The 15,296-nt window shown below is 39.4% G+C and carries 13 protein-coding genes; 3 read left to right on the top strand and 10 right to left on the bottom strand.

What is annotated here, in order from left to right:
* Positions 1–6: 6 nt before the first annotated feature.
* The 4 genes from DS737_RS03365 to DS737_RS03350 all read right to left on the bottom strand — a co-directional run bounded on the left by DS737_RS03365 (position 7) and on the right by DS737_RS03350 (position 4,713).
* Complete coding sequence (locus DS737_RS03365; protein ID WP_113996763.1) at positions 7–1,833, bottom strand: DUF4209 domain-containing protein; 1,827 nt, start codon at positions 1,831–1,833, stop codon at positions 7–9.
* Between the two features lie 222 nt (positions 1,834–2,055).
* Complete coding sequence (locus DS737_RS03360; protein ID WP_113996762.1) at positions 2,056–2,577, bottom strand: hypothetical protein; 522 nt, start codon at positions 2,575–2,577, stop codon at positions 2,056–2,058.
* Positions 2,578–2,658: 81 nt separating this feature from the next.
* Positions 2,659–3,729 carry a DUF1176 domain-containing protein gene (locus DS737_RS03355; RefSeq protein ID WP_113996761.1) on the bottom strand — a complete coding sequence of 357 codons (1,071 nt, stop codon included), beginning with the start codon at positions 3,727–3,729 and terminating at the stop codon, positions 2,659–2,661.
* A 93-nt stretch (positions 3,730–3,822) separates the two neighbouring features.
* On the bottom strand, positions 3,823–4,713 hold the full coding sequence (locus DS737_RS03350; protein WP_005083153.1) for a LysR family transcriptional regulator: 891 nt from the start codon (positions 4,711–4,713) through the stop codon (positions 3,823–3,825).
* A gap of 99 nt (positions 4,714–4,812) precedes the next feature.
* On the opposite strand from DS737_RS03350, the gene DS737_RS03345 reads away from it, so the two are divergent.
* On the top strand, positions 4,813–5,385 hold the full coding sequence (locus tag DS737_RS03345) for a chromate transporter (protein WP_113996760.1): 573 nt from the start codon (positions 4,813–4,815) through the stop codon (positions 5,383–5,385).
* Positions 5,382–5,897: a chromate transporter gene (locus DS737_RS03340; RefSeq protein ID WP_113996759.1), complete on the top strand. Its 516-nt coding sequence runs from the start codon at positions 5,382–5,384 to the stop codon at positions 5,895–5,897. The genes DS737_RS03345 and DS737_RS03340 overlap by 4 nt, the downstream gene beginning before the upstream one ends.
* 60 nt (positions 5,898–5,957) lie before the next feature.
* On the opposite strand, the gene sbmA is transcribed toward DS737_RS03340, so the two are convergent.
* From sbmA to DS737_RS03315, 5 genes are all read right to left on the bottom strand, one after another.
* Positions 5,958–7,154: a peptide antibiotic transporter SbmA gene (gene sbmA, locus DS737_RS03335; protein WP_113996758.1), complete on the bottom strand. Its 1,197-nt coding sequence runs from the start codon at positions 7,152–7,154 to the stop codon at positions 5,958–5,960.
* Between the two features lie 202 nt (positions 7,155–7,356).
* On the bottom strand, positions 7,357–8,307 hold the full coding sequence (locus tag DS737_RS03330; protein ID WP_213068178.1) for a patatin-like phospholipase family protein: 951 nt from the start codon (positions 8,305–8,307) through the stop codon (positions 7,357–7,359).
* Between the two features lie 139 nt (positions 8,308–8,446).
* Positions 8,447–9,922: an alanine/glycine:cation symporter family protein gene (locus tag DS737_RS03325; RefSeq protein WP_113996757.1), complete on the bottom strand. Its 1,476-nt coding sequence runs from the start codon at positions 9,920–9,922 to the stop codon at positions 8,447–8,449.
* Positions 9,923–10,017: 95 nt separating this feature from the next.
* Entirely contained in the window at positions 10,018–11,253 is a 1,236-nt protein-coding gene (gltS, locus tag DS737_RS03320) for a sodium/glutamate symporter (protein ID WP_113996756.1), read from the bottom strand.
* A 180-nt stretch (positions 11,254–11,433) separates the two neighbouring features.
* Positions 11,434–12,774: a DcaP family trimeric outer membrane transporter gene (locus tag DS737_RS03315; protein ID WP_113996755.1), complete on the bottom strand. Its 1,341-nt coding sequence runs from the start codon at positions 12,772–12,774 to the stop codon at positions 11,434–11,436.
* Positions 12,775–13,198: 424 nt separating this feature from the next.
* Here DS737_RS03315 and DS737_RS03310 point away from each other — a divergent pair, with 424 nt between their 5' ends.
* On the top strand, positions 13,199–13,906 hold the full coding sequence (locus DS737_RS03310; protein ID WP_113996754.1) for a nitroreductase: 708 nt from the start codon (positions 13,199–13,201) through the stop codon (positions 13,904–13,906).
* A 49-nt stretch (positions 13,907–13,955) separates the two neighbouring features.
* Here DS737_RS03310 and DS737_RS03305 read toward each other — a convergent pair whose 3' ends face one another.
* Positions 13,956–15,167: a multidrug effflux MFS transporter gene (locus DS737_RS03305; RefSeq protein ID WP_113996753.1), complete on the bottom strand. Its 1,212-nt coding sequence runs from the start codon at positions 15,165–15,167 to the stop codon at positions 13,956–13,958.
* Between the last annotated feature and the right edge of the window lie 129 nt (positions 15,168–15,296).

Raw genomic sequence — 15,296 nt, 5'->3', positions numbered from 1 at the left:
CCCGCTTTAGAGCGGGTTTTTTACTAAATTCTGAAAATCGTCTTCGTCCAAACTTTGTACTTTCCTACAAAAATGCATAAAGGTAATCCTTAATAAAAAATACCAAGCATAGAAAAAGCCAACTTGATTGTAATCATCAGAACTTACTAAACCATGAGCTACATCATTTCTAATATTGAAACCACTTGGGTGAGTAAATATTGTTTTTAACTCAATTATCAAACCTTCATTAAATACTTTTTTTGCCTCTTCTTTTTTTAATAATGCACTAAGGCTTAGCTCTGTTTCGATACCATCTTCAAGCGTGGTAGTTCTTACATCTGAATTTTTCAGATGATATCGAACAATATGCTCAATCTGAGGTGCTAACAAATGAAGTGACGTCAAAAAATCACCATCGTAGCCAAAATATAAGCCTTTAGCTATATCTCTTGATCTGTCTTGTGGGATAAAAGGAGAAAGTTGAGTTAAATGAAAAAAATCTTCTAATCTAAGGTTATGTTCTCTTTGTAAAACTTTAAATCCTTCTATCAGAGCTGACTTTGTCCAAAATTCTACATCACTCTTACACTCTTCAATCATTTTTACTTCTAATTGTTCATCAGTGAATTCATTAGTGCTCATTGCCGATGATCGCTTAATAACTCTTGCATCCCCTGAAAAATACTTTTCTCCAAACAAATTTGATAAAAAATTATTTTTAATTTTTTCAAATACTTTTTCTTGTAAATCATCTAATTTGACTATAGGTTTTATAGACAAAAATTTATGTAAAGCTATTGGGAAGTCTTGTCCACTAATTTCAGTACTGACCCAATCTATTATGTCTTTTATATCAATTTTATGTGTAATTTGGGGTGCGGTTTCTAAAAATACCACTGCTGCTTCATGCATCTTTTCATACAGATTTTGCTCTATTTGTGCATATTGGAATTTTCCTCGAAATTTTCTTTGTATAGTCGCTAAAATTTGTAATGCTTTTTCATATGCATCTTGGGCTAATACAGCTCCTATTATTTGCTTTTTTAAATGTCCATCGCCCTCTTTTTCATAAAGCTTGGTACGTTGCATAATAATTTCAGAGACTTTTTCAAATTGTTTCAGTTGCTCATATATATGTATTACTGCTTTCAAATAACCATCAGCTAAATGAATATTTATATTTTTACATGATTCAGCTAACTCAAGGTACTTTTCAATTAATTGAGTTTCATAATTTTCAATCATCCCATAATTAACTAAAAGTTCCCCCATTTTTAAAACAGTAAAGTTTTCAGCCTGATATTCATTCAAAATAATCCCTATTTTTATACCTCTCATTTTTTCTATATCAATATTAATATTTGGGTTTCTTCTAAATTTAGTTCCTAGATAAAATGCCCTTTCATGACAATTCCCAACATCCTTGAACCAATTCTCTTTAGTCTCTTGAAGTGATAAATAACAATCAATTGCTGTTTGTATCCAATTAATATTTTTTGGCTTTTTTCGTAACCATAATATTTCTGCTAAGCGTGCCTTTAACCATGGATTATTTAAACCCTCATAGGTACTTTCTAATTTTTCAATTTCTACTTCAGTCAAATCTTCTGGTCTCGCACTCCGACCATGTTCAAAGAAATTTATCCTTTCTTTCAACGGTTCATTCATACTCGTAGGTATCAGCATCATGAAACAAATTTTTGAATAAAGCTCTAATTCTTCTTTTAGTTTTCCACTTTCTAATTTCTTAGCTTGCTCACTCAACCAGCTACTGATATTTGAATATCCATAAAATTCATCTTCGGCACATAAATGTGCTAATTCTTCTTCGATGTTTCCCCACTCAGACATAAAGTTCTCACTTGATATTTTGGAATATCTATTTTTAATAAAGTAGAAACTACATTAACATTTGAAAAAATATTATCCAATTAACTCCAACATTTAGGATGCATTCAACTTTCAAAGTCTTTTTTTATACGTGATTTATGAATACCTCTACTAGCGAAGCTTCTCAATTTTAAGAAAAGAGGGACTTTGTCATATACATAGCCTCCTCTCCCCTAGGTAAGGTTACTGCCCTCTTAACACACCCAACTTATTCCAAATATCAGGCGTTAAAAAAGTCGTCACTAATTTATTTAAATCAATATAACGCAAAGTACCTTGCAACTGCTGTCTAACCGCTGGGTCTTTGACAATATCCTCACCCGCACTCTGACCTAACTGCTGAAAAGCCTCTCCAACCGCTTGAATACCCTCAGCCTGAATCACTGCCTTAGTCTGAGCCGAACATTGCTCGACAATCACACGCTGTAAAACTTGTGCCAATTTCTGATCCAGCTGATTCTTTTGCTCAGGCGTGACATTACTAAACGTTTTTAAATCAGGATGTGCCGCTAAAGCACTATAGGTCCATTGCAATACCGTGGTTTTATCCGCAGCTGTCGTGGCTTTCACTAAACAATCACTCAGTTGATCCACGGTTGGCCCTGCCATCGCCACTTGCGTTGTACCCAAAAAAGCTACAGCCATCAACACAGAACGACTTAAATGAGAAAATTTACCAAGGGGAGAAATATAAACACGAGACATAAGCGCAGTTCCAAAATGCAATCTGTCTCTTTGTACCATAGAGCCAATACAATCATCTGTGAGACTGTGTAACCACAGGTATCATTTCACAACCGCTTCGATCAAATCTAACTCCCACACACCACCAGCAGCTAAACCTTTACACATTCCCGTCCACATATCTCTACTTTGAACAAACGTTTGACCATCCCACACCCATTCCGAACTCGACCAGCAATCACCAATTCCTCGACCTTTTTGTGCACTGCTAATTACACCTTCATTAAAATATGATGCAGCTTCAGTCACAAACGTCGCTTTACCCTTTAAGGATTCATCCAATACCCATGCACCATAACCCTCGTTATAGGCTGCACGCCAACACAGACTCATTGCCAATACTTTTTTATTACTCAATTTATAAAGTGCGATCGGCTGAGGTTTTGCACCACCACTGGTATAGTCATATACACCGTCACAAAAATGCTCATCTCTCGCCGAAAATGATGCAGTCATTAATTGTGAGTAAAGCGACTGAAATTGCTTATTTTTAGGTTGCAGAACTAGGTAAGGCTTTGCAGCGGTTTTAACATGTTTCACTACGATTTTGGGACGAGCTGCCAACACCTTTGACTCATCTGCTTTGCCTTTTTTAACCAGTGCGCCGACCGTGCCAACACGCTTCTGAAAGTCATCCATTTTTAATAATGTAGCCGTCATTCCTGCATCAGAAATTCTCCATTGGAAAGCTGAGTTTTTAAATACAATCTCATTTTTCTGTTTAGACTGTTGTAATAAGGCATTCACTTGTTGGGTAGATAATTTCCCCATCAAAGGTGCTTCCTTCGTATTGACACCGACTGGACCTAAGTCTTTTCCATTGACATAAAAATGAATATTTCGGAGTCGATGGGCTGGAATAGGACTTTCATCATAAAGCGACAACGCATATTCGGCATTTACAGCTTGCTTCGCCCCTGCATGGCGCGTCAATAAAAGCGATGCAGGGTTTTCACTTCCATCTAAAGCTTGATAACCTGCCGCGCGACATGTCCCAGTATTACTACAATAGATTTCCCAATCTTGATGTGAGAATGAAACCCCTTTCATCTCCTGCGCAACTGCAAAAGAACTGATCACGAACATACAACATACGGAAAATATATTTTTCATTATGGTATTTCTCTAAGGTGTAAGGTTATTTTTAAAAATTAACTATAGTTTAAATCTCTTGGCATATTGCGTCATATTTTTTTCATTGACCAACTACCTCATCTTAAGTAGATCAACAAAATGCTCTATGCGTACACTCTTTTGCTTAGCTCGGTATATCGCATATATGGGGGCAATACTGGGTTGGTCCGCAGCAAGCGGACGATACACAATCTGCTTATTCCAAAAACCTTGAATCGATGCTGGAACAATCGAAAGCCCAATCCCTGCTGCAATCAAATTCAGACTTGAGGTTAAACGAGGTGCTTCCTGCACGATATTTGGGCTAAAACCAGCTTGATAACAGTTTGCCAAAATATTATCAAACAAATCTTGCCCACCTAAACGGCGATATAACACAAATTCATAAGCCTCTAAATCAGACAACCGAATTGTCCCCTGTTCCTCTGCCAAAGGATGATTACTCGGCAAAGCCACGATGAGTGGTTCATCGAGCACATAAAAACTATGCAAATCAGCATGAATAGGGGCAGGTTTACGTAAAAAGGCGATATCTAATTTTTCGTTGATCACAGCATCTACCAAAGAGCTACTGCTGTCTTCTTCTAAATGAATCGCCACAGCAGAAAATCGCTCCCGATACTGGCGTAATAGCGCAGGTAAAAAAGGATGTAGTCCTACAGAATGAGTAAATCCAATATTGATCTGCCCCTCCTTTCCTTGTGCAATATTGCGTACTCTTTGAGGGATAGAGTCAGCATGATCCAAAATCGTAATTGCTTCTTGGTATAAGGCTTTACCCGCTTCAGTCACCTCTACACCACGTGGTAGACGTTTGAGCAATACCGTATCTAAATCTTTCTCTAAGCTTTTAATAAGTCGCGTCAATGGCGGTTGCTGTATATGCAAGCGCACAGCAGCCTTGGAAATATTACTTTCCTCCACCACAGCAATAAATGCCTTGAGTTTATGAATATCAATCATACATACCTTGAGAGTATAGATAAGGAAAAATAAAGCATTTGTAAATATACTACTATTCCACCATCCTATCATGAGTCAGATTGATGAGGATAATCCCCAATGAAAGCTCAAGTCATCTCCGTAGCGGACCTAACACAATCAAGTACCCCAGATTGTAAAGCGCTATTTATGGGATTTATGAAACTGGGCTTAATGGGATTTGGTGGAGTCTTACCACTGGCGCAAAGGGTGATCGTCGAAGAGCAAAAATGGATTGACCTGAACAAATTTACCGACCTACTTGGGATCTGTCAGATCTTACCCGGCGGCAATATCATTAACATGGCCGTTGCGATTGGAATGGAGTTTCAAGGCGTTAAAGGGGCGATCAGTGCATTATTAGGTCTGATTTCTGCTCCAACAGTGATTGTCTTGCTGATTTATCAAACTTACGTGCATTTCCAGCATTTATCGAGCGTCAAGCATTTAATCCAAGGTTTAGCCGCTGCTGCTGCAGGCTTACTTTTTGCAACAGGTTTACGCATGCTGCAGCCCATTTTAAAAAGTTATCTCACCCTGATCACGATTGCGCTGACCGCAGTTTTTATGCTTTGGATCAAACTGCCATTAATCCTCACCCTGATCCTTTTAGTGGCAATGAATATGTTGATCTTAGGAGTGAAAAAATCATGATATTGCTTACGCTCGCAATGGTATTTACTCAGCTTTCTATCGTTGCTTTTGGTGGAGGAAATGCAATCTTGCCGGAAATGCAGCATCAAGTTGTCACTGTACATCAATGGATGACAGCAGAGCAATTTAGCTCCTTATTTGCGATGGCGCAGGCAGCCCCCGGTCCCAATATGATGATTGTCCCTTTGGTGGGTTGGCATGTTGCAGGACCAGCAGGACTACTTGCGACCTCGATTGCCAAGTTTGGTCCATCTTCGGTCTTAACCATTTATGCACTGAAGTTTTGGCAACGTTTTAAAGATCATCCTCTGAGAGCACGCTTTGAACAAGCACTAAGACCAATTACAGTCGGTTTGGTGTTGGTCAGCGCATGGCTGATTGCTGATGCATCTGTACAAAATATCTTGCTCGTTTTGATTGTTATTTTGACCGCAGTTCTAGGGTTATTTAAGAAGATACATCCTTTATGGGTCATGGTATTGGGTGCAGGATTAGGTGTTTGCTTCCTATAAATTCTCATAAAAAAAGACCTGTATTTCATCAATACAGGTCTTCACTATCAGATTTACTCTTTATTTCTCTAATGTAGACTCAAAAGCCTTGAGACGTTTATGAATCGACATTAACTCAATAATCGTTGGCCATGAACTAATCAAATATTGGAATGAACTACGTACCTGATTAAAGACATTTAAAATTTGCATCATCAATCCTAAGGTAATTGCACCCGCAGCAATCGATGGAAATAAAATAAAGAGTCCATAAATATTATCTAACTGCAAATACCAAATACGCACTAAATTAAAGTAGGCATAATGGAAATATAAACGAAAATAATTTTGACGTACTTTGGAAAAAAGCTGTTTGAGTGTCTGCGGTTGTGCCCGATCATGCTGATCTTCCCCATAAACTAATTCTTTACGGAAGGCCGCTTCTACTTTTTGATTATTAAACTCTAAACCTGGTAACTTATAACCAACAACCATCAATACAACTGTACCCAACACTGCCCAACCAATTGCAGCAATCATAAGTGCATGTGGAATTTCTCCAACAATAGGTAACTCTTTTACATGTACAGATAATTGTACCAAGATCGGTAAAAAAGCAATCAAGGTTAAAAGTGCTTCGACGAGGTTAACCCCAAGTGTTTCCGTCGTCTTCGCAAAACGCATCGTATCCTCTTGAATACGCTGTGAAACTCCCTCAATATGTCTTAATCGCTCCCAATGTGAGGTATAAAAATCATTCATCGCTGTACGCCAACGAAAAACATAATGGCTCACAAAGAACAAATTAAACACAGCAAAAGTCACATAAACCATTGCAATATACAGGAAGGTCATGACACCTGAATAGAGCTCTTGTACATTACCACCACCACTAGATAACATGGTTTGGATGAGATTATAGAATGGGTTATACCACGCATTAATCACGACACTGACTTGTACTCCAAACCAGATATTAAACAAAATAAATGCCGACCCCCAGACTGACCAACGCTGCCATTTATTGTCGGAGAAAAATCGCCAAAAAATCGCAAATAATGCTGTTGCCGCAAAAAACCAAAGGTAGAACCATAGAAATGTTGGAGACCAAAAACGGCTCACATCAATGGGTAAAGCTGCCTCATGATATCCCGCTGAAAAGCCAAGATATGTCCCCCATTCTTTTCCACCTGAATACCATAACAACATGTTAATGATGACCCACAGTAACAATGAAGCAAAAAAATAAAGTGGATTTGGGAAAAAAGATTTAAACATCGTACTGAACTATCCTTGTGGTGCTGCAATAGACGGATGGTTGTATGCTATAACCTCAAACTTAAATCAGTCTGATGGATTGCTAATGTAGTTATTTACCTGTTTTTTCATTATTTTCATAGCGTTTTATCAGGCATTTTTTTATTGTTTTGATCATTTTCGGAAAATCTTTCGATCTTGTTTTAACCCCCATCATCCTTGATTAAGGCAATAGCGCATTCACGCGTTCTTTTGAATAACGCTTGGTTTGAATTGCCAGCTGAATATCTGCAAGTTTACTTTGCGCAGCATCAACGCCAGCTTGCATGGTGATTTCACGTCCTTTCACATCAAAAATATGAACTTTCTCACGTAGGTCTGGTTGAATCACAATATCCGCGTATTTAAGTTCTTCTTCTGCTAATCGCCCCTGCATGATATTGATATTTTGGTTAAACAGCCCCCAAACATTGGTCGTTTCTGTATGGACGGGTTGCGCCAGAATATCCACCGCAATGACAATATCCGCTCCCAAATCTCGTGCAACTTGAACCGGTACAGGACTTACCAAACCGCCATCAACATATTCGTTGTGACCAATTTTGATCGGAACAAACATACTTGGAATCGAAGCCGAAGCACGTACTGCCTGCCCAGTGTTGCCATAATTAAAGACAGTTTTAGTTCCTTCTTTCAGTTCAGTTGCGACCACATACATCGGGATCTTAAGGCGCTGTAATGGTGTATTTTGGACTTGCTCATTGACATAATCCTCAACTTTTTTCCCATCGAAGAAACCTTTTAAACTGACACTCACATCACGTACATCATTGGCTTTTAATTTGAGTGCAATCTCACGTAACTCAGCAGCACTTTTTCCACTGGCATAGATTGAACCTACAATACTTCCAGCACTGGTTCCTACGATTAAATCAGGACGAATGCCATGTTGCTCTAACACCTCAATCACACCAATATGTGCATAACCTCGCGCACCGCCACTGCCTAAAACCAATGCGACGACAGGGCGTTTTTGTTGTTTAATTTGAGCAAAGGGTTGTTCTACAACACGTGTTTGAGCGTCTTCCACAACTGGAGATATATGTGCAGTCGTTTGACAACCAACCAAGGTCATCATCGGTATAACAAACATCCATAATCCAAGCTGTTTCATACGCAATCTGGGCCATTTCCACGCAATTTCCGAGCAAATTTTAACGGCTCGATTGTGAAAATACTGTAGCAATTTTTTGTATTTTGACAGCAAAACAGCGTAAAAAAGCTCCTCGAAAGGAGCTTTACGACTTAGAACATTACCAAATATCCGAATCGACTTTTTTCTTCAATTCTGGATACTGATCCAGCTTAAACTCAGGTTCTTTAACACCCTTTTTAAGCTGAGATAGGTAATCTCTTAATAAAATCAATAAGATTGGCGTGAGCAATAAAATTGCAATCAAGTTAATGGTTGCCATTAGTCCCATAGATAAATCAGCCATTGACCAAACCAATGGAACGCTGGTGATTGCACCGAAGTACACCATAACCAACACTAATACGCGGAAAATGAACATAATGGTTGGATTGTTATTGATAAATTGCACGTTACTTTCTGCGTAAGCATAGTTACCAATAATCGAACTAAACGCAAATAAGAACAACAGCACCGCTAGGAAACCACCACCCCAGCTTCCGATCTGACTTTCTAAGGCTTTTTGAGTTAAGGTCACACCTTCAAACCCAGCCTCATGATACAAACCTGAAACCATGATAATAATAGCTGTACACGAACAAACCACGAACGTATCAACAAATACCCCCAGCATTTGTACCAAGCCTTGATTTACAGGATGTTTAACATCTGATGCTGCTGCGGCATTCGGCGCAGAACCCATACCTGCTTCATTTGAGAACAAACCACGTTTGATTCCCATCATCATTGCCATAGAAATCATTGCACCAAAGAAACCGCCTGCTGCCGCTTCAAATTCAAATGCTTTGGTGAAAATCAATTTGAAAATTTCAGGCAACATTGGGAAGTTAATCATCGCAATGTATAACGCCACCAAGATATACAACAGCGCCATAAAAGGAACGATTTTTTCAGCAACTTTAGCGATACGCTTGATACCACCAAAGATGACCAATCCTGTCATAATGACCAGTACGATTCCAAGCCATGAAACTTCTAAATCGAGTCCACCTAATCCCATAATGAGATTTGCTTTATCCCAACCCCAAGCATGTGAAGTTGCACCAATAATTGCATTTGCTTGTACCGCATTGAAAACAAAACCATAAGCAAGAATAAGTGAAAGCGCGAACACCACACCAAGCCATTTTTGTTTTAAACCTTGGGTAATGTAGTAAGCAGGTCCACCGCGGAATTGTTTATTTTGATGATCACGGACTTTGAATAACTGTGCTAATGACGACTCAACAAATGCCGAACTCATCCCTAAAAATGCAGTCAGCCACATCCAAAATACAGCTCCAGGCCCACCAATCGCAATCGCGATCGCAACCCCTGCAACATTCCCTACCCCAACACGACTAGCCAAACCTGTCACAAAGGCTTGGAAAGGGGTAATACCGTGATCATCCTTCCCTTCTTTGCGACTCCCTTTCATCACACGAATACTGTGTAAAAAGAGGCGTAACTGTACTGCACCTGTGATCAAGGTATAAAACAAACCAACTGCAACGAGTAAAATAACCAAGAAATTCCACAGCGGATCATTCAAGTATTGTACCCACGACATGAGTGTGGCATTTAATTGTTCATTCATCACTTATTCGCTTTTGCATATGCTATGTAAATATCTACATAGACGATTAACAATGGATGAATCAAAAAAGCCCCATTTGGGGCTTTTGATCCGACTTAGGCAAAGAATTTCAAGATCAATTGAATTACAGTTGCGTTAATTAAATCGACAAAGAAAGCACCACATAATGGAACAATTAAGAATGCTTTATGTGATGGTCCGTACATATTGGTAATCGCTTGCATGTTTGCAACAGCCGTTGGTGTTGCCCCCATACCAAAACCGCAATGACCCGCAGCCAATACTGCAGCATCATAGTTTTTACCCATGATCCGGAAGGTAATAAATGCTGCATACAATGCCATCACTAAAGTTTGCGCCGTTAGAATGATCACCAATGGACCAGCCAAGTCAGCCAATTGCCACAACTTGAGAGATAACAATGCCATTGCTAAGTATAAAGAAAGTGATGCATTACCAAATACATCAATTGCGCGATCAAAAATATCGACCTTCAACACACTTTCTAAAATATTACGTAGGATAACACCGCCGCCTAAGGCCCAAACGAAGGTTGGTAATTCAAACCATGTGCCTTTGCTGTATCCCGTCATAAACTCTGCAAATGCAAGACAAGCAGCAAACATACCTAATGTGGTAATCGCATTGTCAGCAGTAATCAAACGGACTTGATGTGGATTTTCAAAAGGCGCTAAATCTTCTGGATGTGGATCTGGATGAGTATCACGATCTTCGATCTGTGCAGGCGTTTTTGCGCGCGCTAAACTATGACGGTTGATTAGCATCTTCGCCAAAGGACCACCGATAATACCACCGATAATCAAACCAAAAGTTGCACTCGCCATACCCAATGCCAATGCACCTTGGATACCGTATTGGGTTTCAAAAATCTCACCCCACGCACCCGCCGTACCATGACCACCCGTTAAGGTTACAGAGCCTGCGATTAGTCCAATCAGAGGATCAACCCCCAATAAGGTTGCCAAACTCATGCCTACCGCATTTTGTACAACAATATAAGCTGCGACACAGCCAAGGAAGAGTACTAAGCCTATACCACCTTCCTTTAGCTTCATAAAATTGGCACTCAAACCAATCGAAGCAAAGAAGATCAACATAAAGCTTGTCTGTAACTGACTACTAAAGGTAATACTGTATCCTAAGAATGAATGGACCAGTAATGACAGTATTGCTGCAACCAAACCACCAGCGACTGGCTCAGGAATATTATAACGCTTTAAGAAATCAATTTTGTTGACGAGCAAACGTCCTAATAACAAAACGATAACCGCTGAGATTAAGGTATAAAAACCATTAAAAGTAAATTCCATATCTTCTTCCGTTTATTTCATTTGTTCTTAGACGTTTTTTCCATCTTATAAACAATGAAATAGTAACTCTCAAAATGAGTGAAAACTCAATCCACTTAATAAAACAATACAGTTCTTTGTAAGAATGTAGCTTCGATCAAGTTGATTCATTTTCACGGATGATTACACCTACAGGATAGGCTAGAAGTTATAGCGTGCCATTGCTCCTACACGGCTATCCTTACCTTTTTGTCCATCAAAGGTTTTACGTTCACCATAGATATACTCCAAACCAAACGTAATAGGTGTGACAGGTGAATACATGACGTTCCACCAGCCTTGTTGCAAAGTCTTATTTTGGGTTTCATCTGTTACAGCCTGTTTAGCAAAGTCATTGCTATCATCTGCAAACATTGCGCCATAAGCTAAGGTACTACGCAATTTAGGCGTAATTTGATAGCTTGTACCGACAGTCAATGCATCAAACTCATTCAGATTTAAACCCATATTATTTGGATTCACATTAAAAGCATTGTTGGTATAGAGTAAAAATTTACTGTCACCTTTGACATGCGAATAGTCAACCATCGCTTGCAATGCATCTGTGAGTTTATATTTTGCACCGACTGCAACACCCCAACCTAAATCTGAATCATTGCGACTGATTTGCATGTTGTCTTTGTTAAAAGCAACTTTACTGCGTGCTTCTGTCAATAAAGCACGTACAGACGTCGTGCCTTTACCTTCTGCAAAATCATATTTCAGTTTAGAGCTTAGGGCTGGTAGTCGATTATCATCATTGCCTTTTTCCAAAGCAATGGCATAACTTATATCTGGATTTAATTTATTACTGTAACGCACCATTGGCGTACGATAAGTACCAATCCCTAATGGCGAGTTAAAATCAAGCATTTCTGGCTGTAAATCAGTTGCCAAAAATGTCGATGTGGTTTGACCAAATAGCCATTCATTCATGGTTAAGTAAGCATGACGAATACGGATCGTGTCATTATTGCTACCACCACGGAAATCAACTTCTAACTTTCCACCCACTTCTGTGCCTTCAACTGGCGATTTAAAATCGAAGCCCAGTCGCGTTACAGTCGCTGTGCTATAGAAACGATCACTATTTTTTTCAGCGCCTTCCAAATCTACTTTATTGATGCGGTTAAAAATCCCATCACCACCCTTTGCTTGATAAGATGCGTCACCACGCAAAAAACCATAGAGTTTAACTTGCGCACCGGAAGCAGTTTGTATCGCGAGTGGAGATTTTTTTGCAGGCTCTGTATTTACAACTTTAATATTTTGATTATGTGTTGTAACAGATGCAGGTTGTGCAACAACTTGAGAGGCAACATTTTCTTGTTTTGGTTGTGAAACATATTGTTCTAGTAAAGCCCTTAATTCACTCACTTCTGCACGAAGTTGTTGAATTTGCTCTTGCTCACTCGTCGCGTGAGCAGTGTTCATCATAAGAGTAGCAACAATAATTGCTAAACTTTGCATTACGAACGGCTTGCGGATGAGAGTTAAACTCATAAGAAGCTCCTTTATCCAGTGTATATTTCCACGTTTTCCCAAAGCATAAAACTCGAAAATTAAAATGCTTTGTACAGAAAATCTCCCCCACCCTAATCAGTAAGGAAAGTCTAATCGGTTTTTTAAAAAGGGCGTATTATGCATAAATTTAGGATATTGTGTGTACTTTTTTATTCGAAGAGCCACGGCACTTTTTAGAATACCTATAAAATATTTTATTTTTTTCATCGTGTTATAAATAAAATTCTTTTTCATGCAAATATAACATAGTTCAAAAAACGCACTAGAATAATCAAGTCTTTTGCAGCAATGACTATTTTTCACTCAACATATAAACCATGTTCAAAAAATCATCCGCAAATCTCATGTATTGCTTTATAGTCACCTCACATGAGCAAGATTCGAAAATAAAGAGGCATTTTTTATGAACATGGAACAAGTCCGTTACGTGGATGAGGCAATCCGATCTCGTCATTCTGTACGTGCATTTTTAGACCGCCCTGTTGAGCAACAAATCATCAAAGATATTCTAGATGTTGCCTGTCGTGCCCCTTCAGGTACAAATACTCAACCTTGGAAGGTTTATGTCATCACAGGAAAAAAACGTACGGAAATGATTGACCGTGTTTGTACCGCCCAAGCTGAATCATTTCAAAATCCTGCACTTGCATCACAATACAAAGAAACCTTCGCTTATTATCCTGAAACATGGATTTCACCTTTTATTGATCGCCGCCGAGAAAATGGTTGGGGACTCTATGGTTTATTAGGTATCCAAAAAGGTGAGAAAGAAAAGATGGCGGCACAGCAGTTGCGTAACTTTCAATTGTTCGATGCGCCTGTTGGTCTTTATTTTACTGTGAATAAAATAATGGGCATTGGTGCCAAAATGGATATCTCTATGATGATTCAAAATGTCATGGTCGCAGCTAAAGCTCGTGGCTTGGATACTTGCCCACAAGCCGCATGGAATCACTTTCATCCAATCGTTTTAGATGTTTTGGGTGCCCCAGACGATGAAGAGCTGGTTTGTGCTATCGCACTCGGTTATGCCGACCCCGAACATATTGTGAATACCTTCATTACGCCTCGTGAGCCAGTTGAAAATTTCACTGTGTTTCTTGATGAATGATTAAAGTTTAGGACAATCCCAGTTAGAGGCTATAGAAATCTATAGCCTTCTAAACTGAAGCTCGCTGTTGTCGCCCAACTTTAAAGATCATCAATAATCCAAGACTGGTAAACATCAGCATCATCAGCCCCATATTGAGTGATGCCTTCCAAACTAAAAAGTTCAGTATCACCCCACCCAACAACCCACATGCAAACTGCATGCTCCCCATGATCGCACTCGCCGTACCTGCACGAGCACCTTGTTCAGACATTGCCAATGCCATTGCATTCGGACCTGTCAAACCAATACCAGAAACAACCAAAAATAAGCCTGACATTAAAAACCACAATGGCGCATTGACCATCAATCCAGCACTCACCACGCAAACTGCTCCAAAGCACTGGATTGAACCGCCAAGGACTAAACGAGGAAATACCCCCATTCGCGTATTCAAATGCTTATTTAATGAAGACATCAACATAATGCCCGCAGCATTAAAGGCAAAAGCATAAGAAAAATGTTGCTGTGACAAACCATACTGCCCCATGAATACCGCAGAAGCAGAACTGATATAACAAAATAATGCTGCACCTGTCAGACATCCAGCCAACATCGGGATTCTAAAACTTTGATCCTTAAAAATGGCAGCGTATAGAGTGGTTACTTGATAAGTCGATAATTTTAAACGGCGTTCTACAGGCAGTGATTCTTTAAAGAAAAAGTGTACACATAAGCCACAAATCACCCCAATCATTGCTAAACAAACAAAAATAGACTGCCAAGGAAAGAAAATTAAAATCCACGCCCCAAAAATCGGTGCCAAAATTGGTGCCAATCCCATCACAATCATCATGCTCGAAAAAGCTTGTGCTGAACCTTGTACATCTAATCGATCGCGAATTGCAGCCCTAGCAATCACGACGCCAACACAGCCCCCCAACGCCTGAAAGATACGAGCAATGATCAGCGCCCATTCATTCGTAACTAAAACACAGGCTAAACTGGCAATCACATAGAGCGTCAACCCAAAATATAAGGGTGTTTTTCGACCTATACGATCACTGACCGGTCCATAAAAAAGCTGCCCGATGGCAAGCCCTAAAAAGTAAGCTGGTAGAGTATTGGCCACCATTTGGGTACTTACCCCAAATTCATCTGCCATCTGGGGTAAGGCAGGCAGATACATATCAATAGATAAAGGTCCCAAGGCCGTTAACAAAGCAAGCAACATAATCCATGTTGTTGAATATTGACGTTGATTGGTTTGCTCTACCTGCATAATGCTCTACTATTCAAGTTTATTCATGTGCAAGCTTAACACTCTCACGTGAATTTGTGCATAATAATACTGTCTGTTAATCATTGATAAACATTCAGCGCACGCAGAATAATTTGATTGCAAAATACA

Source organism: Acinetobacter haemolyticus (genome assembly GCF_003323815.1).
In the GTDB taxonomy this organism is placed as follows: Bacteria; Pseudomonadota; Gammaproteobacteria; order Pseudomonadales; family Moraxellaceae; genus Acinetobacter; species Acinetobacter haemolyticus.
This window is presented reverse-complemented; position numbering and strand designations above follow the sequence as displayed.

Excerpts from the sequence above, each read along its gene's own strand:
- DS737_RS03365 (WP_113996763.1), bottom strand. The coding sequence starts at position 1,833 with ATGTCTGAGTGGGGAAACATCGAAGAAGAATTAGCACATTTATGTGCC.
- DS737_RS03360 (WP_113996762.1), bottom strand. The coding sequence starts at position 2,577 with ATGTCTCGTGTTTATATTTCTCCCCTTGGTAAATTTTCTCATTTAAGT.
- DS737_RS03355 (WP_113996761.1), bottom strand. The coding sequence starts at position 3,729 with ATGAAAAATATATTTTCCGTATGTTGTATGTTCGTGATCAGTTCTTTT.
- DS737_RS03350 (WP_005083153.1), bottom strand. The coding sequence starts at position 4,713 with ATGATTGATATTCATAAACTCAAGGCATTTATTGCTGTGGTGGAGGAA.
- DS737_RS03345 (WP_113996760.1), top strand. The coding sequence starts at position 4,813 with ATGAAAGCTCAAGTCATCTCCGTAGCGGACCTAACACAATCAAGTACC.
- DS737_RS03340 (WP_113996759.1), top strand. The coding sequence starts at position 5,382 with ATGATATTGCTTACGCTCGCAATGGTATTTACTCAGCTTTCTATCGTT.
- sbmA (WP_113996758.1), bottom strand. The coding sequence starts at position 7,154 with ATGTTTAAATCTTTTTTCCCAAATCCACTTTATTTTTTTGCTTCATTG.
- DS737_RS03330 (WP_213068178.1), bottom strand. The coding sequence starts at position 8,307 with ATGAAACAGCTTGGATTATGGATGTTTGTTATACCGATGATGACCTTG.
- DS737_RS03325 (WP_113996757.1), bottom strand. The coding sequence starts at position 9,922 with ATGAATGAACAATTAAATGCCACACTCATGTCGTGGGTACAATACTTG.
- gltS (WP_113996756.1), bottom strand. The coding sequence starts at position 11,253 with ATGGAATTTACTTTTAATGGTTTTTATACCTTAATCTCAGCGGTTATC.
- DS737_RS03315 (WP_113996755.1), bottom strand. The coding sequence starts at position 12,774 with ATGAGTTTAACTCTCATCCGCAAGCCGTTCGTAATGCAAAGTTTAGCA.
- DS737_RS03310 (WP_113996754.1), top strand. The coding sequence starts at position 13,199 with ATGAACATGGAACAAGTCCGTTACGTGGATGAGGCAATCCGATCTCGT.
- DS737_RS03305 (WP_113996753.1), bottom strand. The coding sequence starts at position 15,167 with ATGCAGGTAGAGCAAACCAATCAACGTCAATATTCAACAACATGGATT.